Source organism: Carboxylicivirga marina (genome assembly GCF_016612505.1).
GTDB lineage: Bacteria > Bacteroidota > Bacteroidia > Bacteroidales > Marinilabiliaceae > Carboxylicivirga > Carboxylicivirga marina.
In genome coordinates, this window is the sequence record NZ_JAENRR010000005.1 from 114,360 (window position 1) to 137,603 (window position 23,244).

The 23,244-nt window shown below is 36.9% G+C and carries 11 protein-coding genes and 1 riboswitch; of the genes, 1 reads left to right on the forward strand and 10 read right to left on the reverse strand.

Features of this window, described 5'->3' with window-relative positions:
• Positions 1-11 precede the first annotated feature (11 nt).
• Positions 12-210: riboswitch (cobalamin riboswitch) on the reverse strand.
• A gap of 86 nt (positions 211-296) precedes the next feature.
• From JIV24_RS03475 to JIV24_RS03520, 10 genes are all read right to left on the reverse strand, one after another.
• Positions 297-2,246: a dipeptidyl-peptidase 3 family protein gene (locus JIV24_RS03475; RefSeq protein ID WP_200463611.1), complete on the reverse strand. Its 1,950-nt coding sequence runs from the start codon at positions 2,244-2,246 to the stop codon at positions 297-299.
• Positions 2,247-2,257: 11 nt separating this feature from the next.
• Complete coding sequence (locus JIV24_RS03480; RefSeq protein ID WP_200463612.1) at positions 2,258-3,463, reverse strand: hypothetical protein; 1,206 nt, start codon at positions 3,461-3,463, stop codon at positions 2,258-2,260.
• A gap of 101 nt (positions 3,464-3,564) precedes the next feature.
• Complete coding sequence (gene tdh, locus JIV24_RS03485) at positions 3,565-4,590, reverse strand: L-threonine 3-dehydrogenase (protein WP_234445693.1); 1,026 nt, start codon at positions 4,588-4,590, stop codon at positions 3,565-3,567.
• A 169-nt stretch (positions 4,591-4,759) separates the two neighbouring features.
• Complete coding sequence (locus JIV24_RS03490) at positions 4,760-6,700, reverse strand: SusD/RagB family nutrient-binding outer membrane lipoprotein (RefSeq protein WP_200463613.1); 1,941 nt, start codon at positions 6,698-6,700, stop codon at positions 4,760-4,762.
• Positions 6,701-6,714: 14 nt separating this feature from the next.
• A complete protein-coding gene (locus JIV24_RS03495; protein WP_200463614.1) occupies positions 6,715-9,864 on the reverse strand; it encodes a SusC/RagA family TonB-linked outer membrane protein in 3,150 nt (1,049 codons plus the stop codon).
• A gap of 324 nt (positions 9,865-10,188) precedes the next feature.
• Positions 10,189-11,934, reverse strand: a complete 1,746-nt coding sequence (locus tag JIV24_RS03500) for a SusD/RagB family nutrient-binding outer membrane lipoprotein (protein WP_200463615.1) — start codon at positions 11,932-11,934, stop codon at positions 10,189-10,191.
• Positions 11,935-11,954: 20 nt separating this feature from the next.
• Positions 11,955-15,035, reverse strand: coding sequence for a SusC/RagA family TonB-linked outer membrane protein (locus JIV24_RS03505; RefSeq protein ID WP_200463616.1), 3,081 nt, complete (start codon positions 15,033-15,035; stop codon positions 11,955-11,957).
• Positions 15,036-15,466: 431 nt separating this feature from the next.
• Complete coding sequence (mtaB, locus tag JIV24_RS03510; protein WP_200463617.1) at positions 15,467-16,753, reverse strand: tRNA (N(6)-L-threonylcarbamoyladenosine(37)-C(2))-methylthiotransferase MtaB; 1,287 nt, start codon at positions 16,751-16,753, stop codon at positions 15,467-15,469.
• Between the two features lie 4 nt (positions 16,754-16,757).
• Positions 16,758-18,101: a tRNA (N6-isopentenyl adenosine(37)-C2)-methylthiotransferase MiaB gene (gene miaB, locus JIV24_RS03515; protein WP_200463618.1), complete on the reverse strand. Its 1,344-nt coding sequence runs from the start codon at positions 18,099-18,101 to the stop codon at positions 16,758-16,760.
• 49 nt (positions 18,102-18,150) lie between these two features.
• Positions 18,151-18,831, reverse strand: a complete 681-nt coding sequence (locus tag JIV24_RS03520; RefSeq protein ID WP_200463619.1) for an FAD-binding oxidoreductase — start codon at positions 18,829-18,831, stop codon at positions 18,151-18,153.
• A gap of 307 nt (positions 18,832-19,138) precedes the next feature.
• Here JIV24_RS03520 and JIV24_RS03525 point away from each other — a divergent pair, with 307 nt between their 5' ends.
• On the forward strand, positions 19,139-23,206 hold the full coding sequence (locus tag JIV24_RS03525) for a hybrid sensor histidine kinase/response regulator transcription factor (RefSeq protein WP_200463620.1): 4,068 nt from the start codon (positions 19,139-19,141) through the stop codon (positions 23,204-23,206).
• The last annotated feature ends 38 nt before the right edge of the window (positions 23,207-23,244 follow it).

Below are 23,244 nucleotides of genomic sequence, written 5' to 3' on the forward strand. Positions count from 1 at the left end.
AAAGATTTATGTTTGAATAGCATTACGCACAAGGTTTTCCGACTTTCCTTCTTTATTGCTCCTTCCCATTAATCGAAATTAACAGTGGATGATTACAACAAAGTTCCTGACTAAAGGTGCGGATTACGGCTGCGGGTACAGTTCAGGCCTTACACCTGATTCCCTTATTGTGTAATGCTGCAAAAGTAATGTTTATATTGGAATAATCTTAACACATTGGGTTCATAGATCACAGATACAAAACGTCAAACACTTCGCCTCCTACTTATTGCCAATCACTATGCTGGATTTTCCAGTTAAAGTTCAAAACTATACTCTCGATTATAACGACGCATTTGCTCAATAAACCCTTCAGAATAATCAATACTCACATCAATAACTGAATCATCATCATCTTTAAGGAGTGATAACTTAGGATTTAAAAAACCTGAATACGGGGCAATCTTTAGTTTAGCATACCGTTCTAGCACGCCCTTATGCATAGTACTATCTACCTTTACTCCATATTGCTCAACGAGTTCTCTGGCGGCCTCGTAATCTCCTTGCGATTTTATACGTTGCACCTCCTTTAATAGCTTTCCAAATAGCTTACGAAGCTTGCTGTAATCGTTTATTTTAAAATACGATTTACCATCCTTTGATACATGCTCAATAACGTTCTCACCAGCTCCTTCTTTAAAGGCCCACGAACTTATCAATTGTCGATTGCGCATATGCGTCTGTTCGATATTAGCGCCATGCTTAACTCGAGCCAACTGAACCATTAAACCGTTTCGGATATATGAGTTATACTGTGCTTTATAAACATCCATATCTGGAACCAGATCTAACTCCAACATTTTATTATCAGCCATAAAATAAAGGCCAAATAAATCGGCACGCGCTTCTTCAATAACCGAACCATAAGCTTTTAAATCATCTGAACGAATACCTGATTCTAATTTACCTGAACCGTGTCCTAAACACTCATGCAAATGCGTATGTAAATTATCTGCAATGGCGCCATATTGTTTATGCAGTTTAATTTCTTCTGTAGAGAAGGCAAATTCCTCCACCACTCCTGAAGTCAAGGACGCCATTTCATAGGCCTGACTTATATTTTGTAAAGAAACAGATTTAGAACCATGTTTTTCGCGAATCCATTCTGAATTAGGAAGATTAATACCCAATGGTGATGCCGGATAGCAATCGCCACCAAGCATGATGGCATTAATTACCTTCATGCTAACACCTTTCACCGTTTCTTTTTTATGATCTGCCAAAACAGGAGAATGATTTTCAAACCATTGAGCATGATCGCTTATGATTGATACTTTTTCCGTTTCCTCTTTATCGCTAATGTTTACCAGGCTTTCCCAGGCACCTTTGTAACCAAGCGCATCGCCATACACTTCGATAAAACCATTGATAAAATCAACTTCGCCAGATTGCTCTTTTATCCATTCAATACTGTACTCATCAAATAGAGTTAAATCGCCTGAACGATAATAATTGCATAAGGTATTAATCAATGCTTTTTGCTGTTTGTTTTCACACACTTCTGCAGCTTTACCTAAGCAATAGGTGATTTTTTCTATTGAATTGGAATACTTACCATTAATACAGTATGTTTCTTCTGAGATTTTATTGTTAGATTTTATTAATCGAGAATTTAATCCATATGAAACAGGCTCAAGATCTTCTGCTTCTAACTTTGACTTATAGAAATCCTCAGCTTCGGCCTGATTAATGTTTTTATAAAAGTTATTGGCCGAATTAATAATCAAATCTTTGCCCTCATCCTGACACACCATTTTGTTAAGATATTGATTATCGAACAGCAACTTCACTGTTTTTTTTACAATATCCTGAATGGAATCACATTGTAGTTCCTTTACATCATCCGCACTTAAATAATTAATCCAATTATTAAGCTCATTGGCAGCAAAATTCGGCTGTAATTTATCGGTACTATAATGATGATGAATGCCATTGGCGAATAAAACACGTTTATAAAACTCCTCAAGCTTACCAAAGCCATCACTATTACTATCAACCACACAATACAACTTATCCAAAACCTTACGAATCCATAGGTTAGCCTCACAATTCTGATCCCAAATGATATCTCGTCCACAAAGGCCTGCCTCAGATAAATAGTAGATATATAGTTTTTTTTTGAGTGGTAACTCACTGAAACCAGGAATCTGATATCGCAAAATTCTTAAGTCGGCAAACTGCTCCACAAAATGTTTAAAATCTGTCATAGCTTAATCTGTTAATTCAGCTTTGGGTTTCGAAGGTCGACGTCTTTTCGTAATTGCCAGACACCCTTTGTAAATTTCAGGGCGTTATATGAAAAATCGGGCCCATAATATTGATAAACACCTCGGAACATTGGTTCTGTTGGTGCCAAATTATCGAATACAATCATTTTTTCACGAGAATCATAACGCACCATCATGGTAGCTTTTGCTGAATATTTAAACACCAGGCGATTACGCGTAATTCTATCAGATTTGAAAATAGGGCCACCAAAACGTAAGCGCCCATTTTGAACAATCAATACATCAATCACCCTTGTTTTTACAAATTCTCCGTGACCTTTATAGCCCAACAGCGTATAGTAAGTTTTGTTGCCACTTTGATTTTGTATCAAATCAAGATAGATAGCACCATACCATTTCTTATCAGACAGTGTTGAACGCTCTGGTGATTTAATCTTAGGCGACGTATCGTTTAATGGTATAACCTTTAAATCACCATCATTTAGAATTACGGCTCCATAAAACAACTGATTAAAGCCTTCCTTTTGAATATTATAGGTGCATATTTTCACTTTCTCATCATCCGAAATCAAAGTCTTCATCCTTTTTAGTTGCTTAAAAGATGTTTCGAACTTGCTTTTATCAGACCATAGGAAGTTTAATCGTTTTAGTAGTACCGTATTTAAAGAATCCTTTTGCTCATTGCCTTGCATCTGTTGCAATTCTTCAAACTTACATTTGGTAACAACATCTATCGCATCCACAATTTCTTGTTTCCCATCATTTATTTGAAAACTGTACAAATCTGCATCAGAACCTGATAATGTATAAGTAAAGTCACTTGAGCTTTTAGAACCGTTATAATTAAATTTTTCCGAAAATGACCAAATCCTATTATCATACTGCACCAGCCATTCAAGTTGAAAAACACCTTGGTAAGTTGAATTACCAAATGCGGCTATTGTCATTTTTTTATCCGCCGACTTAGATACCGTTAGCTTATTGGTATGATGAAGAACTTCATTGATATCATTTTCATCACGCCATATTTCTTTTAAGCCTTTACTTAATTCCAGCAAATCAAAACGTTTATTGTTAGGATCTGTTTTCTGCTCGAGCTTATTTAACTGTTCTCCCCACTGTTTCAACGACTGAGAGTTTACAACTAGAGAACCTGCGAGTAAACTAACAATTATATAAAGTTTAACTTTTACCATATTTAGCGTATTATCTGCCAAATTTAAGAATAAATGTAAACAAGCAGATATAAAAAAAGGTAGCCATAACGGCTACCTTCAATTTATATGGTGCGAATTAATTAATTCCAGTTTAAAAGTACTTTTCCGCAGTTCCCTTCTTCCATCACATCAAATCCTTTCTGAAAGTCGTTAATGCTGTATTGATGCGTAATAATTGGAGTTAAATCAAGTCCTGACATTAACATTTGTTCCATGTGGTACCATGTTTCGTACATCTCACGTCCGTAGATACCTTTTAAGGTAAGACCTTTAAATATAATGCGGTTCCAGTCCACTTGTGTTGATGAAGGTAATATGCCGAGCATTGAGATTTTACCTGAATTATACATATGCTCTACTAATTGGTTAAACGCAGCCGGAGCACCAGAACATTCTAAACCAATATCAAAGCCAATCATACCCAAATCATCCATCACTTCGCGTAAGTTTTCGGTGATTGGATTGACTACACGTGTAGCTCCCATCTTACGTGCCAGTTCGGCTCTAAACTCGTTAGTTTCAGTAGCAACAACATATCGAGCGCCTGCAAATTTAGCGACAGCTACAGCCATACTACCAATAAGTCCCGAACCTGTTATCAATACATCCTCGCCAATCAATGGGAATGATAATGCAGTGTGAGTCGCATTACCAAACGGATCCATAATAGCCAATACTTCATCAGGAATTGATGCATTAATCTTCATCACATTGGCTGAAGGTACTTTAACATACTCGGCAAATGAGCCATCAATGTTAACACCAATACCAACTGTTCTTTCGCATATGTGCTGGCGTCCGCGACGACAATTACGACAATGACCACAAGCAATATGACCTTCGCCTGTTACTCGATCACCTTCTTTAAATTCCTTAACTTCACTTCCAACCCGAGCCACATGCCCCACATATTCGTGACCAATTGTCATGCCTACAGGAATGGTGTTTTGTGCCCATTCATCCCATTTATAAATATGCAGGTCAGTTCCACAAATGGCAGATTTTGATACTTTAATCAACACATCATTAGGCCCAATTTCTGGTATCTTAACCTCTTCCAACCAAATACCTTTTTCGGCTTTTGATTTTACAAGTGCTTTCATCATCGTCATTATGCAGTATTTTTTAGCGTGTAATTATGTTCCTATCTATCTTTATTCTAAATAACAAAAGTGCGAAAGGTATTTGAATTATACCTATGATTAATGTCAGGTAGTTAAAATAAAAAAAGGCTGACACAATTGCCAGCCTTTCTATAATGAATAATGAGTTTAATTACTTCTTCGACCACCAAAGTGGTGTCAATACGTCATCTTCACCTCCTAAGAACTGAAGTGCCTGATTATAACTATCAGGATTCGTATTTTGTAATGAAACAGGATATCTCAGACGTTGCGGGAAAAATTCCTTCCTACTTTCCAAAATAGTTGTTTCATTGGCATTCGGCATATCTGGTAATAACCGTTCAGCTGCGGGGTTGACGAAAAATGGCAAACCTAACCTTCTGTGATCATTCCATGCTTCCATTGGAACCCATGGACAATTGGCAATCCATTTTTGAGTGATAATTTTTGTTAGAACGTCATTATTGGTTGGTAAACCAAAATTAGTCGGATACTCGTATGTAGTTGTTCCTGCTGTTTCTGTATATGGGTCATAATTATTAATGGTATAATCAACCGCCTCATCAGTATGGTCAAAACTCACACTTGTACCAACTCTATTATATTCAGCAGACAATACATATTCGCTAGCAAACTGACTCAATCCATGATAATCAAAACTTTGAGCTACACCTTCTTCATAATGCTGTTTGGCCGAACCTAAAGCATTCCAACCATAAGATGCAGCTTCGGCCAATAAGAAGTATGTTTCCCAACTCCCAAACCAAACTCTTTCCGTTGGACCATCATGATATACTTTAGATTTACATGGTTGGTTATATGACCAATATAATTTATCAGTTCTCGACGATTTTTCACCATGATCACCATTAGTCCATGAGTTAAAACTATATCTAGAATTCAACCTAACTGTATCTGCAGGTTCCTTTTCATCCCATGCTTTAATATCGTAAGCATCGCCAGTATCATCATATCTAAACATGACTGTACCATCGTCATAACCAACTAACCCAAACATTTTCCATATACGTGGATCTAATTTATCTGGTATTCCGTCGAAAAAGTGTCCTTTAGCAGGATCGTTGACTGCAGTAGCAATATTTTCAGGCATATACAAACCTAAATAACTCTGAACAGATTTAACGTGGTCATCAAAAACAGCTTCATCAAGATTAGATAATGCTACGCCATCTACAGAGAGTAAATTACGACTTTCAACACCGCCAAGACCAAAAGTAATATTAGACATAGTTGCTGTCATATACTGTCTGTTCCAAGGACGTGACATTACTCGAGTCAAATCATTCCAACCTCCATCTTCAGGGACAGTTGGCATTTCATCTAATGACATCACAAAACCTGCTATACCCCCAGCATCAGCAACAGCCTTTTCAAATTTAGTCTGTGCGTACCCATTATCGGCTTCTGACAAACGCATTGCAAATCTTAAACGTAATGAATTTGCATACTTTTTCCATAATACCACATCAAACCCAAGCATATAATCAAACTCAGTTACAGGTGACATATCCACACCTTCATCCAATTTACCAACTGCATCCTCGAGCTCGTCAAGAATGTAATGGTAAGTATCTTCTAAACTGTATGAATCAGGATTTTCTCCCTGAAATGCATTAATTGCAGGATTTGGGCCAAAATTATCACTCACTTCACTAATTAAATACGCTTTCCAAATTCGGGCAATCTGAACTAAATTATTAGTATATGAATACCCAGTTCCACTTTCAATCTGCTCATTACCAATATTAATCGCTTGTTGAGCAAGATTAATCCATGACCCTACATAATCTTTCCAATAATCTTCAGACCAACCATTAATATCCCCCCCGGTAATTGCATAATAGCCTCGTTCGTAATGTGCACATCCTTTCCAATTAAGAATGAACATACGTTCAGCAATGTGTGGGTTTTGTTGAGCCTTTATAATAGAATTATTGATAAAGTATTCAACTTGTACTTTATCTGGTCCAACAGCAGTTGGACTAATATTTATTTCATCGAAATCGCTGCAAGAATATGATATTGTTGTTAACAGCGTTAGAACTAATATATATATTTTAAATTGTCTCATTGTAAGTCCTCCTATTAGAATTTAAGTGATAGATTAAACGTCCAAGATTTCATTGTTGGAGGCGAGCCCATTTCCATACCGATGGCATTAGTACCTACTCCTATTACTGATTCCGGATCGATACCTGGTGTATCACTGTCAATTAACCAAACATTATTACCAATAATAGATACATCAGCACCTACAATTGGAATGTCGTTAAACCATTTAGTTGGTAACTTATATCCTAATTTTAAATTACGAATTCTGATACTTGAAGCATCATAAGTAAACTCATCGGTTATACCTAAATTACCTTGCGAGGCAACTCGCCCCCAATATAACTCAGGAGATACTGCTGTACTATTCTGAGCATATGTACCATCTCCATTATCAACGACACCTTCATATACAAACTCTTCTCGTTCTCCATTAACGACAGTACCGGCTGCTACACCTCGGCCATGGGTAAATGCAGTTGTTCCTGAGAAAATTTTACCTCCAAACTTCATATCAAGCAAGAAACTTAACATCAAATTCTTATATGAGAACGAATTTGTAATACCCACCATCCAATCTGGCTGTTGATTACCCAAATATTCCCATTCATCTCCTTTAATTGGCAGTCCACTCTCATCAACAATCACTTGACCAAAATATTGACTTACCTCATCTTCAACGCGAAGCATTTTCTTACCATACATCTCTCCATAGTCGCCACCAACCATGGCAACAATTTTAAGATCATCTACAGCTCCTAAAGAATATTCTTCCACATCTCCTTCTAATTCAAGAATCTTATTCTCATTCTGGGACATATTTGCAGTAACGGTCCAGTTAAATCCATCAGGATTTCTGAATATATCAGCATCCAACATTATTTCAATACCTTTATTTTGAATATTACCAGCGTTCACTATCTTATTCTTATATCCACTAAATGAATCTAAAGGCAGTTTAATTAATTGATTAGTTGCATTTGTTTTATACCATGTAAAATCTAACCCAAATCGATTGTTTATAAATCGAATATCAAAACCTAGTTCATATGATTTGATTAACTCATTAACAACACCTGAGTCATAAAGAGTAGAACCAGGCTGTGCTGTTGTTTGCTCATGAGGAGATGGTGATTTACCAATACTATAAGTATTATATAACTCATAAGGATTTAAATCATTACCAACTTCTGCATATGATCCTCGAACTTTAGCATAAGTAATCCAACTTGGTACATCAATACCGTTTTTATCTAACATATCAGTAACAATTCCCGATAAACTGATTGATGGGTAAAGGAAAGAACGATTATCCTCACTTAAAGTAGAAGACCAGTCATTACGCATCGTAGCATCCAAGAATAAATAACCATCCCAATTTAGCTGTAGAGAGCCATAAAGAGAATTCATTTTCCTTTCTGAAAAACGCTCTGATACAGTTGGTGGATTTTCACCGTTATTCAAAGCAAATAAATTAGGAACAACCAAATCACCTGAGTTTCCACCCATTCCTTGTGATTTTTGATGCATTAGATTTCCTCCAAAAGTCAAGAAAGTTCCAAGACGATCAATAATATCATCTTTTTGCATTTTTACTAAAAAACTAAGGTTATTCTCATATACCTCGTCAAAATTTTTAGAATATACACCTGCAGGGCGAACAATACCTCCGGTATGGATCTTCTCTTCTTTCTTGGTGGTATAAAAATCTGTACCTCCCTTAATTTCTGCGCTTAACCATGGATTAAATTCATATGCCAGCATCATAAATCCCATGAAACGATCGCGTGTATCAGTGTTCTTTCCATATTGAAGGTTCCACCATGGGTTTCCTTGAGGAGTATTACCGTCGTCCCACCAAATTTGATTCCCATCTTCATCAATTGAAGGATTAAATTCTCTGATATCAATCGAACGAGGTAATGTCCAGATGGTAAAGAATGTATTATTCTGTGCTGCAATTCCAGGTAATGGTCTGTTTTCAGAATTAGAATTGATATACGATACCTTTGAGTCAAATTTCCATCGTTCATTTTCCCCAAATTCAGTATTAACACGTACTGTAAATGTGGTTCTATCAACATCTGTTTCAGGAATCATGCTCTTATTATCAAATCTTGTGAGAGATGCAAATACGGAAGTCTTATTATACTGTTGAGAAAACGAAATATTATGATTCGAAATCGTACCGGTACGGAAAAAATTCTCAACATTATCATATGTTTGCAAAGGTACTTGTTTTCCTTCCCAGTTATCAACCATTTGACCTTCTGCTTTAGGCCCCCACGAACTTCCCGACATACGATCGTATATACCATCAGATCCTTGACCAAATTCATCCTGAAGTTCAGGCTGCGTCAATAAACTTTCGACTCCAAATCTAGAATTGATTGTAAAACCAGCTCCCTTTCCTTTAGTTCCTTTTTTCGTAGTAATTAAGATAACTCCATTCCCAGCACGCGAGCCATATAAGGCAGCTGCAGAGGCACCTTTCAAGACTGACATTGATTCAATGTCATCAGCATTTAAATCACCAATACCGCTACCAAAATCACGACCATCACCAGATCCCCACTGATCTACCTCTGCACCATCGGTAAAGTTATTAATAGGCATACCATCTACAACAATTAAAGGCTGGTTATCTCCTGTTAATGAGTTGTTACCACGAAGTATAATCTTCGAGGAACCCGATGGCCCTCCTGCTCCTCGAACAACCTGTAAACCTGAAACCTTACCTGACAATGTATTTGCTAAGTTTTGTTCTCGGGCATCAACTACAGCATTACCCTCAACTTCTTGCATGGCATACCCCAAGGACTTTTTTTCTCTCTCTATACCAAGAGCAGTAACTACAACTTCATCAAGGCCCTCAGTTTCTGATTGCATTTCAATATCATATGGACCTACTGAAGTGACGGTTACTTCCTCTGATGCCATACCGATAAAAGAAAACACCAAAACTGAACCTTGAGGAACTGTTATATTATACATACCGCTTATATCGGTAATTGTTCCATTAGAAGTTCCTTTTTGAAGTACGGAAACACCCGGTATTGGTTGTCCGTCTTCTGTACTTGTTACTGTACCTGTAACATTTAAATCCTGAGCGTATATAAACGCTCCGAAAATGAGTGTTGGTATAAGCAACAAACACCTTTTAAACCAACTTACATTTTTTTTCATACGTGTGATTTTTTAGGTTATTAATAATCATGATTGTTATTTATTGTTAATATTTAGATTATACATGTCATACATCTTATAATATTAATTCACCAGCAAAAATGATTTAGTTTAATAATTATCAAACGGTTGAATGTAGGCATAGCACAAATGATAATCAAGTATTATTTTACATTTCTTTACAATTAGGAACATGTTTAATCATTTTGAAACATATTTACACCTTTGTAATTGCCCATAAAAAAAGAGCCCTGCCTTAGCAGAGCTCTTCTTCATTAATCGCACTTATATAATAGTTTGGTTTTAGAGACTAAAATTATAAGATTAGTAATTTGCCCACCATACTTTATTCATCATGTCCTTACTTTCTTCTGGTACATTATCATTAATGGCCACTTCACTTTCAGGCACTCTCATTCGCTGAGGCAGTTTAAAATTTGTACTACCTTGGGCATATTTCTCAATAGTTCTTTCCTCAGTTGCCCCATCAGGATTTACCCATGTACCTGTTATTGTCATGTCCTTATCAAGATAAACAAACTCAGGATGGCCTGTACGACGAAGAATTGAAAACGCCTGATGAGGCATTGTGTAAGCTGACACCCAGCGTTCGGTAGCAATTATAGCTTCTTTATCGTCCGCATCGCCACTGTTGAATTTGGCTACTACATCATCAGCAAAAGTACCAACTTCAGCACCCCACTTCTCGCAACTTGCTTCTAAGCCCGCTTTTAGCCACTCAGCATCTGATTGTCCGTACGATACTAAATTACGGTTAACGGCTTCGGCTAAGGCTAAACAAACTTCGGCATAATCGAGGCTTACCGGACTCCATGTCCCACCATCGTACCATATCGATGGGTGCATCCAAGAGTAATTATGAACTTCTCCCTCTACATCATCATTCTGAATATTTGTAATCACACCATCTTTAAGGAAGTATTCAGCTCTTCCTGGTCGACCTTTATGCTCATGCCCTTCCTTACCAAAAGGTTTCATAAAATACTTATCGAGGCGTGGATCATAAATACCAGACAAAGCATTAATATCATCTGTCGATGACCCACCTTCTTTGACTTGTGATGCAAATAATGCGCTCCCTTTCATCACTTCAACGATTTCACGAGCAGGAATAAATGCTCCTGGACCAGGTCCCCAAGACAAGTTATATCCATCCCACTGGTATTCGCCATTTGGCATTGAACCAGGCCATGTTTTGAAGAAACCATAATATTGATTGTGAAGATCGGTTGATGATTGTGTTCGTTCTACCATAACATTATCATCGTTCCCTTCTAACAACGGATATTTTACGATATCTGCTAAAATAGTTTTAGCTCCATCGGCATCGGCATTTGAACGACGTAAAGCCATGCGTAAACGAAGTGAATTAGCAAACTTTCTCCATTTTGAAACATCTCCACCGTAAACTAAATCATAGTCAGACATTGTTCCAATATTTACATCAGCGGCCAAATAGTCCTCCACAGCCATTTTTAATTTAGCTTCAATATCGTCATAGATATCTTTTTGAGCATCAAATTTTGGCGTTGGAATATCAATATTACCATGTTCTGAATAGGGTGCATCCCCAAATAAATCGGTTATTTTAAGAAACTGAAATGAACGTAATACATGACATATTCCTGTAAATTCTTTTGCAAACTCATCCTCAGGATTTTGTTCGTAATACTCTAAAAGAACATTGGTATTAGCAAATAACGCTCCTCCATAGTGATTGACGAAAGAAGAAGAATTATAAGAATCCCAGGCAGCTGCAGTCCATCCTTCATGATAATCGTATGAATTACCTGGTGCCCACCAGCCACCTTTGTAACCACCATCCACATGACCAGCAAAACGTTCGGCATGTAAAACAACACCACGCCAGAATTCGTATCTGTCTTCATGAAAAGCTTTACGCATACAACTAGCTAATACTGCTTCGGTAGCCGGATTATCAGCTGATGGTGAGTTGGGGTTTGTGTTCATCTGATCAAAATCATCAGTACAACTGAAGCTTGTTACAGCAAGCAAACCAACTAAAATATATTTATTAAATATTTTCATCTGTTTAAATTTACTTTTGATTAAAACTTAACATTTACAGTAAAACCATAAGAAGTTGTAGAAGGCACATTGTATAAGTTATACCCTTGTGCGTTACCGGTACCCCAGGTTTGATTCGGGTCAATGTCTTTTGCATCTTCATCGCGATAAATAAAGAACAGGTTATAAGCATTGAAGTTAAGGCTCAAGTTTTTAATGAAGAAACCTGGGTCGAGCTTGAAATTATAACCGAAACTTAACTCACGCAGGCGAACATTGGTTGCATCAACAACCCATGGCTCACCATAGTTAGCCAATCCACCCCAATAAGCCTGTGCATTCATCAATACGGTCGTTGGATCGCCATTGGCATCAACACCCGATACCTCAACTCCGTTTTCGCGATGCGCCTGGGTATTTTCTGTTATTCCTTTGGCAGTCATAGCTCCTTTCGTAGCATTCATAACATCACCACCAATCTTACCATCAACTAACACTCGTAAGTTCAATCGCTTGTATGAGAATGTATTTAACCAACCAAATGTTGCATCTGGCGTAAAATTACCAAGCTCCACACGCTCATTACCTGCCAGGAAGCCATTATTACCTAATTGATACTCACCATCAACTTTGGCAGGCATACCCATGATTACGCCATATCCGTTTTTGCCTTTATTGGCAACAATTTGAACTCCACCAACAATGTTTCCTAAATCGGCCAGAACTTGTGTATCTAATCCTTCAGCAAGTTCTTTAACTTCGGTAACGTTCTTAGCTAAAGTTAAAGTTGTTTCCCACTCGAAAGAACCGGTTTGAACAGGAATACCTCCTAATGACATTTCAAATCCACTGTTAACCACATCGCCACCGTTTAAGTACTTATTAACATAACCAGTTGCAGATGACACCTTTGTAGTGAACAACTGATTTTTAGTTGACTGTGTGTAGTAGTTAAAGTCAGCGAATAATCGATTATTATAAGCTCTAAAATCAACACCAAATTCAAATGAACCAGTACGTTCTGGTTTCAAATCTGGTACACCAGGAGTTCCGTCAACATCCATCAAAGGAATACCATTATGGTCTAATAAAGGATTAACTCCAAAAGTAGTAGCTAAACGATAAGGATCGGAATCGTTACCTACTTCAGCATATCCAACACGAACTTTCAATAAGTTCACATTATCCATTTCAAGCACTTCAGTTATTAGGATACTTGTTGAAACAGCCGGATAAAAGTAAGAACGGTTTTCTTTTGGAAGCGTTGAACTCCAGTCGTTACGGAAAGATGCATCTAAATAAAGGAAATTTCTATATCCTAAATTCAATGTTGCATAAGCTGAGTTTACTTGCTTTTCGTAGATATTGTAACTCGCATTTTTATTTAGATAATTCTGAATATTCCAAAATCCATTTGAAATAACATCATCACCACGATTATAAGTTGATTGACTTTGGTTTTTCATGATGTTTCCACCAAGGTTAACTCCAAAATCCAACTCACCAAAACGCTTGTTATAACTTAATAAAGCATCAAAGTTTGACTCGCGACGCTTGTATTGGTTCATTATCCACTGACCAGTACTATTTTGCTTATGACCAATATTATAACGTTCCTCAATTGAGTTATCGGTATAATCGGTACCTGCTCTTACAAAACCTGACAGATTATTTGTGATATCAAAATCAACTTTAATGAAGCCAATTAAACGGTCCTTCTTGTTAATCATGTTATCGTGCAAGGTTGTCCAATATGGATTCATTTGCGTTCCGATAAACGGATCGTTAGGTGTGTTTTCATAGTTGTAACGCTTTAACTCATTTAAGTTTGTATTACGAGGTAAGGTTAATAAACCGTAAATCGCATTACTACTTCCCTCTCCTAACCATGTTCCACCTTCAATCTCCTGATTGATATAGTTGGCTTTGGCATCTACACGTAACCAATCAGCCAAATCGTATTGTGTTCTAATATTAAAATTATGACGATTTTGTTCATTGCCAGGAACAATACCACTTCCATTTAAATTCGTATACGAGAATCGAGACGAACCATTTTCTCCTCCTTTAGTTAGGGCAATGGTATTGGTTGATTTAAAGCCTGTCTCGAAAAAGTCCTTGATATTATTCGGTTGTGGCGAATACGTTAAATTTTCTTCAAAACCACTCCACGATGGCAAGCTCTGACCTTCCATTGCAGGTCCCCAACTATCATCGGTTACTGTAGTGCTGTAAGTTGGAACATTATTGACATAACTACCTTGTCCGTACTTGTTTTGTACTTTTGGTAAATACTGGTCTGTTACGACATCAAACATGTTTGAACTTGATATTTCAACTCCAAGTCCTTGTCCTTTCGTACCTGATTTGGTAGTGATAATAATCGCACCGTTCTGTGCACGCGAGCCGTATAAAGCGGCAGCATTAGGACCTTTTAGAACAGTTACATTTTCGATGTCATCGGGGTTAATATCCATCGAACCCGAACCGAAATCTTTACGATCCCATACACCAGAAGCTTCTTCAACTGTGGAGTTGTTTACTGGTACACCATCAACCACATAAAGCGGCTGGTTATTACCAGAAATTGAACTATTACCACGCAAAACAACACGGTTTGAAGAACCTAGTCCACCTTGCGCAGAACCTAAGTCTAAACCGGCAACTTTACCCTGCATTGAACTTAGTACATCACTACCTGCTGCAGCTTGTATTTCTTCGCTGTCTACTTTTGATACGCCATACCCAAGTGACTTTTCTTCGCGCTTGATTCCTAGAGCTGTAACAACTACAGCATCTAAATCAACGGCATCGGGCTGTAATGCCACATTAATTGTTGTTTGAGCACCAACTGTGTATTCCTGAGCCTTCATTCCTACAAACGTAAATGAAATGACCTCACCATTGGGAGCAGTAATGGTGTAGTTACCATCAATGTCAGTAATTGTACCATTGGTAGTACCTTTTTGAACCACAGAAACACCCGGTATTGGCATTCCATCTTCGGCACTAGTTACAGTACCGCTAATTGAAACATCTTGGGCAATTGCTATACTTACTGATAAAAGCAACATAACTGCACCAATGAGTCCTCTTTGAATCCAGTTAATTCTTCTTTTCATAAAGAGTTTAATTTTTGGAATTAGTTAACATATTAATTATATGAATGTGAGAAGTAGCAACAGGGTTAACATGAGTATTAAAAGGACAATCAGCACGCTGCGTATTAAAAAATAGCGGCGCGCCTCATGCTTTATACTCGATGGTTTATCTCTGTCGCTTATTGTCATTTTCATTTGTTCCATTTCAACGACAGCAAATCTATAGGAAGGCAACATGGGCGAATTAAACCAATGTTGTTAATGATAGAACTTTTAACACTTGAATAACACTATTGTGCCAGAGTATTACTATTGTTGCATATAGCTGTTATTAAAGACTTAACAAGAGTTATTTTAAGAAACAATTATTAATTAAACTTGATTGAGTTCGAAGAAAAGGACATAAAAAAAGGTGGATAAACCACCTTTCATATTTGCTTAGAATTCATTTCTTATTCAACTATCTTAGCCCTTAGACATGGATCTATCGAATCATTTTCCATATCTAGAATTTGAATATTATAGAGTTGATTCTTTTTAAGCTTTCCGGCTATTTTTACAGGAATATAATACTCACCATAACCCTTAGAGTAGCCATCTTTAACGGTATCAATTAACACCTGCTGTGTTTTACCAATAAATTGTTTCCTGTATTTAATTTTAGCATCAACTGCTACCTGACGTAACTCTTCACTTCTTTTTGTCTTTTCTTTTTCGGGCACTACATTGGTCATGCGCGCTGCTCTTGTATCTTCACGTTTTGAATACTTGAAGGTATGTACATGGCCAAACTGCATTTCGTTAACGGCATCGAGCGATTGCTGAAAATCCGCTACTGACTCTTCAGGAAAACCCACAATTATATCTGTGGTAATGTTAAATAATGGGTCAATGGTACGCAGGCGCTCTATAATTCGTTGATACAATTTATAGGTATACATGCGGCGCATCTTTAGCAATACCGATTCGGAAGCACTTTGTAGGCACAAATGCAAATGCGGTGTAATTTTCGGATGTTTTAATAATTCAAAAAATTCATCATCGAAACTGTCGGGCTCGATGGAAGAGATGCGAACTCTGAAATCCAAATCTAAATCAACGATTTGCTTAAGCAGCGCTGAAAAATTGGTGCCATTATCGTTATATCGACTGATGTTAACACCTGTTATAACCACTTCTTTATAACCAAAGGAAACTACTTGACGGATATTCTCCAGAATATCATCTACCGAACGACTAACTGCCCTCCCCCTAACCTTAGGAATTATACAGAAGGTGCAGTAGTTGTCACAACCATCCTGAATTTTGATCATACTTCGGGTGTGAAAAGTTTCGGCAGCAGGAGCATAACTAAAGACTCCCCCCTTATGATCATTGGAAGGTTTTATCTCTTTATTAAAATGTGCTTCAACTAACTGCGGTATAGCGCTCTTCTGATCATTATTAATTACGTATGCATTAGGATAACGCTTTTCGAGCTGCTCCTTATGATGGTTAGCCATGCAACCGGTTATAATAAGCATACCTCCATGCCCCTGATTTAAGGCTTTATTAACAACATAACGCGATTTCTGATCGCTCTGATTAGTAACAGTACACGTATTCACCACAAACACATCAGTGTCCTTGCTATCTTCAACCACATCGTAACCTAAGTTCACAAACTTTGAGGCCAAGGCGTCGGTTTCGAATTGATTTAATCGACAACCTAACGTCTTAAATCCAACCTTTCTTTTCATCCTGTTATTCTACCAATTCTGACACTTCAACCAATTCTCCTTCAACTGAAAAATTGCTGGCTGATGTAATCTTCACATTCACAATTTGTCCGATTAATGATTGATCTTCAGAAGCAAATCGAACGGTTATTTTACCCTCTGTCTGACTACTTAAATAACCACCTTTTCTATCCGTATCGCGAACTAAAACAGAATATACATTACCAAGCATGTTACGATTGTATGATCCGGCAACCTCAGCTAAATCCTCTGACAATAGTACCAATCGTTCTTTTTTAACTTTTAAATCGACATCATCAGGCCAACTGTACGATGCGGCTCCAGGCCGTTTTGAATACATAGCAATGTAGGCCATGTTATACTCAAATTCTTTTAAAGCTTTACGCGTATTTTGAAACTGCTCTTCTGTTTCACCCGAGAAACCAACAATGATATCGGTAAATAAAGTCGCTTGTGGTATCAATTCCCGGATGACAGATACTGTTTCCCGATACTTTTTAACCGAATGCTTACGATTCATTTTAATAAGCACTTTATCATCACCCGATTGAATGGGTAAATGAATCTGTTTGGCCAAACAATCATATTTTGCAATCACTTCAACAACATCTCGTCCCATGTCGCGCGGATGTGGCGAAGTAAAATACACCCAAAATGTTTGTGAACTTTCGTTGCCTATTTTGCCGATCTCTTCCAGCAATTGTGAAAAGGATAATTCATTACCTTTTTTATCAAGTCCGTATGAGTTAACATTTTGCCCTAGTAATGTTATTGACTTATAACCTTTCTCAACCAGACTTTTGACTTCATCGATGATTTCTTGAGAAGGACGACTGACCTCACGGCCACGTGTGTATGGTACGGCACAAAATGAGCAAAACTTATCGCAACCATTCTGTATTGGTATAAAGGCTTCAAATGAACTGTTGTACTTAGGTTTCACCTGCCAAAAAAAGCTCATTTCTTCCTTTGGGTTAAGGTTATCTTTTTCTAAACCTACCGGTGTTGTAATACCATATTGCGACATCATTTGCGGAAATTGAGGTAACTCACGCATAGCAAATACGATATCAAAGAGCTTTAAGAACTTCTTTTTATCTGCAGGTAAAATACATCCACTGATGAATGTAATCAAGTTTTGAGAGGCTTTACGTTTATTCCAATTGGCAATTTTAGAATAAACCTTGTCGATGGCCTTTTGACGAACCGAGCAAGCCAATATACCAATAATATTGGCATCGTTTTCGTCATCGGTCCATTGGGCTCCCATCCCTTCCAGAACACGCTTTACCCTTTCACTATCAGATTGATTCATCTGACATCCCAATGTTACTAAATGATATTTCACTCTATGTCTGCTTAATTACTATATCTTAAACTCAATCAAATTTCCGTTTCTAGAAATATACTTCGGCATGAATGTTATCTGTACTCACCCCTTGCTCTTCCAGTATATCATATACATCATGAATCATATTACAGTTGCCACACAAATAATAATGGGCATCTTTTCCAAACGAATTTGTCTTAAGATAATCCGTTACACGACCATTATAATCACCTTTGCTTTCTTGCGATGTACAAAGCACATAATCTTCTTTGTTAAAAGCATCTGCTTCATATGCTTCTTCGGCATATTTCACACCATGCAATAAGGTGTAGTTCAAATCTGGTTTACTCAACACAAAGCTATGAAATGGTGAAATACCGGTTCCACTAGCAATAAAAACATATTTCTGATTTGCCGGAAGGTTTTTATTTATTGTAAAATACCCAACAGGCTCTTCTACGACCACAAATCCACCTTTTTGCAACTTCTTTAAACTAGGTGATACCAAGCCATTTTCTACTTCTTTTACCAAAATCTCAAGACAATCGTCTTGCTCGGCACTATAAATCGAATATTCACGCGTATGAATTCCATTTGGAGGTCCTACACACACATGTTGCCCAGCTTCAAAATCCAATTCTTTCTTTTCAATTCTTAATACAAAGGTGCTATCTGTTAAGTAACGAATATCTAATATTTCGTGTAGATCTGTTTTAATTTTATTGGCTACCGGAACTTCTTTACTCATAATTATTGCTTGTTTGTTCATTTTCTTGAATCGTTCCATATCACTAGAATGGAATTTTACTCAACAATTAACACTCCAAAACCTGATTTGGTTTAATAAAAAAGACCTACAAGTGTTAATTTAAGTTATTGAAGGTTGTCTTGACAATCTGTAAAGCTTTTATAATCATATAAACAAATGTCAAATGAAACCTTTTAAAAGCTCCTAGGCAAGCATGCAAATTATTTGAAACTAAACGACAAGCATATAATAAGCAAACAACAGTTATGATTTTTTTCTATCTTCATCACAATCTAAAATGATTACTATGCAGCGTATAGTTATTTTTCTTTTTATAATCATCTCACTGCCATCTTATAGCCAAACAGGAACCTATGGTTTTAATGGTCTCGATACCGAAAATGGCTTAAGTAATAATTCGGTTAACGGTATTATGCAAGACAGTCGTGGTTATATGTGGTTTAGTACCTATTATGGATTAAACAGGTACAATGGATATGAAATTAAGAGTTTCTACAGTACTTCAGATAAAGAGGAAAGCTTAACAAGTAATTACATAACTAACCTTCAGGAAGATAACAATGGTAACATTTGGGTCGGCACCAACTTTGGCCTGAATAAATACGATAAGGATACCGAAAAATTTAAACGATATTGGGCCGATGAAGATAAACCTGCAGCTCTATCAAATAATCAAATTGGAGCATTATTGCTCGATAGTCGAGGTCACATGTGGATTGGAACTATGGGCGGTGGTTTACATTTCTATCATGAGCAGATTGATGGTTTCACCTGCTTTTCTCAAGATAGCTCAGTAGGTACATATACAAATACTATCTCAGCCATTACCGAAGGTTATAATGGCCAATTGTGGATTGGCACCTATGGAAATGGACTTAGTATGTTCAATCCAAAGGAGCATTTCTTTATAAATTTCGATTTTCCGACCATGCAAATCAATGCCTTGCTCGACGATGGCAATGGAAGCATTTGGATTGCAACTGACAACATGGGACTTTATCGTTTCGACAAGGAAATGAAAGTGTATGAACAGTTTAATATGAGTGGCAATAACGGTGCTCCTAATCTTAATATTATACTGTCGCTAACGCTTAATAAAGATGGCAGTATCTTGGCCGCCGTTGATGGTGGAGGTATTGTCAATATAGATCCGATAAAAAAAGTAGTGCTCTACAACGAAGAGTATACTAATGCTTTTAACCAGATAGATACAAAGGCAGTTTTTTCGGTTTATATAGATAGTAATGGTTTATACTGGATTGGCACAATTGGCAAAGGTGTACGCATAATTAATATGGAACGAAATCGATTTCAGCACTACACTCATCAATTACACGACCCTAACAGCATTAGCGACAACTCAATTTTAACAATACATGAAGATTCAAAAAATCGCATCTGGGTGGGTACCGATGGTGGTGGTTTAAACCTGTTTGACCATAAAACAGAATCATTCAGAAGCTTTAACCAGTTAACATCGAACCTAAAAAGTGATGTGATAAAGCGAATACTTGAAGATGAAGAGCAAAATATATGGTTGGGAACTTATGGTGGCGGCCTGGCCAGGTTAAATGAACATACCAATCAACTCATAGCCTATAAACCTAATAGTTATCTCAACCATCAAGAAATATCCATTTCGGTATGGTCGTTATGCCAGCAATATAGTAAGAAGCTTTGGGTAGGTACATTAGGTAATGGTTTGTTCGAATTCGACACACATTCTAAACAATTCAAAAAACTTCGCGAGATATATCCGGAATTGGCTGAAGTAATGAATGACTATATTCTTTGTTTGTTTGTTGACTCTAAGCAAAACCTCTGGATTGGTACCAGTAACGGCATTTATGTATGGCTTTACAATGAAGAAAAATACATTCGATACCTCTTTGATCAAATCAATGACAGTGGTGTAGGAAAAAATGCTATTCTCAGCATTTATGAAACACAAAATGGAGAAATGTGGATTGGTTCTAATGGCGGTGGTATTTTCAACCTAAACCCTGAAACAGGTGATATAATCAACTTAACGATTAATGATGGATTGGCTCAGGAGCAAGTATATGATATTATTGAGCCCCAAGAAAATTTACTGTGGTTTGCAACACATGGAGGCATCTCAAAGTACGAGATAAATACTGGCCGGTTTCAGAACTACGATAGCAGGGATGGCTTACTTGGCAGCACTTTCAATACCCTGTTATACTCACAAACGAATAAATTAATGGTAGGCGGTGTTAAAGGGCTAAATGTATTTGATCCAAATGTTATAAAAGTTAACAACAACGTCCCAAAAGTTTTATTGTCGGAACTATACATCAATAACTCACCAGTTAAATCAGGAGAAGCCGAAAGCCCACTCACTAATAACATTGCTGAAACAAAAGAGCTTATTCTGAATCACAACCAAGCAAATGTGGGTATTGAATTTGTTGCAATTAACTACTTTATTTCTGAAAAAAACTCTTACAGTTACATACTTGAAAACGCGGAAGAAAACTGGAGTAAAGCATCGTCGAACAGATTAGTGAAATATAATAACCTTAAGCCTGGTGAATATATATTTAAAGTTAAAGCAGCGAATAATGATGGCGTTTGGAGCACTTCCGAAACAGAGCTTAAAATAGTTGTATTAGCTCCCTGGTGGAAAAGATGGTATGCATATCTGGCCTATTTTCTAATTATAGCTTCAGCAATGATTGCTTACATCCGTTACACCGTTCTTTGGATTGATTTACGTCGAAAACTCGAATTTGAAGTGATGGAACGCGAAAAGATTAAAGAACTTAACCAGATGCGTTTACAGTTTTTCACTAATATATCACACGAATTCAGAACACCATTAACCTTAATATCAGGACCACTAGAATCTTTAAACAACCGCTTAAAACTGAATGCTGAAGAAGAAAAATTATTTACAATTGCCCATAAAAACACCAATCTATTGCTACGATTAATTAATCAGGTAATGGATTTTCGAAAAGTAGAAACAGGTTCATTGGAGCTAAACGCAATTAATGGTGATATAATTTCATCTATTAAAGAATGTGGAGAAGCTTTTAGGTACATGGCCACTGAAAGAAACATGAACTTTACAATCGAATCAAACATTGAATCCCTAAACATTCAGTTTGACAAAGACATCATTGAAAAGGTTATTTACAATTTACTCTCCAATGCTTTTAAATATGGCAATGAACATGGTAATGTTCTATTGTCAATGCAACTCTCTTCCGAACAAATTATCGAACAACAAAAACTTGTAATTAAAGTATCTGATGATGGAGAGGGAATTGACAGTGATAATCCTGAGGAGGTGTTTAAGCAATACAAGCGCTTTAAAACAAAAGCAACACACGAAACAGGAACAGGTATTGGATTAGCATTAACTAAATCACTTGTACAATTACACGGTGGAAAAATTACTGTTAGTTCAACGAAGGGACAAGGAACAACGTTTAAAGTTACTATCCCAATAATCAATAGTACGTCAAGCAATAAGGCCAATCAAACTACCGAATCAATAATTGTAAACGATCAGAAAACCGTAGATCAAAAAACGGAGAATAACACCACTTTATCAAATTCAAAATATAAGCTACTTGTAGTGGATGATAATCCGCAAATTATTGATTATCTCACTTCAATAATGAGTAAGAGCTATACAGTCTTATCTGCAACTGATGGACAACAGGCCCTTGATGTTTTGAGCCAACGTACCATCGATTTGGTTATCACAGATGTGATGATGCCTGTTATGAATGGTATTGAACTATGTAATGCCATTAAGAGTGATATTCAAACAAGTCACATTCCCGTAATAATGCTAACGGCTAAAACATCGATTGAAAATAAAATCGAAGGACTGAATAAAGGTGCCGATGCCTATGTTCCCAAACCATTTAACCCGGAATTACTTTCCGCCTATGTGAAAAACTTACTTAAAAGTCGTGAGAAACTTAAAGAGGCTTTTATGGGCACTGCTTTTACTCAGGCTTCAGAAATAACAGGCTCATCATTAGATGAACAGTTTCTTACTAAAGCATTGGAAACAGTTCGAACAAATATGGAAAATGAATCATTTGGTGTTGAGGAACTGGGTACTGAGTTAGGTATGAGCAGAAGTCATCTGCACAGAAAACTAAAAGCATTAACCGACAAGTCAACCACAGATTTTATTCGCACCATTCGACTTAAAGAGGCTGCAGCTAAACTCATTAGCACAGACGACCACATTAATGAAGTTGCTTACAAAGTTGGATTTAACAGCAGTTCTTATTTCATTAAGAGCTTTAAAAAAGAATTCAAAATGTCGCCTGGTCAATACAAACAAGCACATAAACGATGGAATTAGCATTCGATTATCTTTAAATAATCCTCATAATTTGTAAC